This is a genomic window from Vibrio sp. YT-18 (genome assembly GCF_033337345.1).
GTDB lineage: Bacteria > Pseudomonadota > Gammaproteobacteria > Enterobacterales > Vibrionaceae > Vibrio > Vibrio alginolyticus.
In genome coordinates, this window is sequence record NZ_JAWOQO010000281.1 from 1 (window position 1) to 1,040 (window position 1,040).

1 protein-coding gene and 1 pseudogene are annotated in these 1,040 nt (G+C 46.2%); both read left to right on the forward strand.

What is annotated here, in order from left to right:
* On the forward strand, positions 1–798 hold a 798-nt coding region (locus tag R7M72_RS25990), incomplete at its 5' end, for an ABC transporter permease (protein ID WP_318056579.1).
* Positions 798–1,040, forward strand: a pseudogene (locus tag R7M72_RS25995) (carotenoid 1,2-hydratase); the annotation flags it as partial. The gene R7M72_RS25990 and the pseudogene R7M72_RS25995, both read left to right, overlap by 1 nt.

Here is a 1,040-nt window from a genome sequence, read left to right on the forward strand (position 1 = left end):
CTAGATTCGCTAACGGTCAAGCTGGGTGTTCCAAACTACTGGTATCAGCTGCATCAAACTAAGAGCTTGATGGTCAGTGAATCTATGGCTCTCAAACTGGATATTCGTCCGGGCGATTACATTGATCTGCAAGCGCCACTGGGTGAAGGTTGGCAAGTCGTGGGTGTGTACTACGATTATGGCAACCCATACAACCAAGTGATGATGTCCCATCGAAACTGGCTTTATGCGTTTGCCGGAACGGGCAACGTAGGGTTAGGCGTATTGCTGAAAGACAGCGTGAATGGGGAAGGGTTGAAGAATCGTTTAGAAAATGTCTTCCGATTGCCACAAGACCGCGTATTCGACAACAGCAATATCTACAATCAAGCCATGAGAGTATTTGATCACACGTTCGCCATCGCTGGCACGCTAGGCAACATTACTCTTATCATTGCTGTATTTGGTCTTTTCTTTGCAACCCTAGCAGGAGAACTCTCTCGTCAAAGACACTTCTCGCTGCTGAGATGCATGGGTGTTTCTGGCAAAGAGTTGGTTGCCTTGGGGGGCTTGCAACTGTTCGCCTTTGGTGCCATTTCTGCGATTATTGCAGTACCGTTAGGATTGGCCTTGGCCCACCTAATTGTTGATATCATCATTAAACAATCTTTTGGTTGGTCACTCGAACTGCAAACCATTCCTTGGGAATATGCACAAACTATCGCTTGGGCAATGCTCGCGATTATGATCGCCGGGGCGTTACCCGTAATTCGAATGATTAAGAGTACGCCAATGAAGTCGTTGAGGGATGCGTTGTAGTGGAAAAACAAAACTCTAAAAAGCGCGTTTTTGCTTCGATGCTGATCGTTGTCGTTTTTGCCATGTTGACTGGAGCGACGTTGTATTCAACGTTTTGGCTAGAGCCTACTGCTACCCAAGAAAACGAAATTAATTCGGTACTGACGCGAGAAAATAAAACCATTTTTGAGCCGGTTTTACCGGACGAGCATGTCTCATTGCCTTCAGACTTTCGCTTCCATCCTGAATATCAACATGAATGG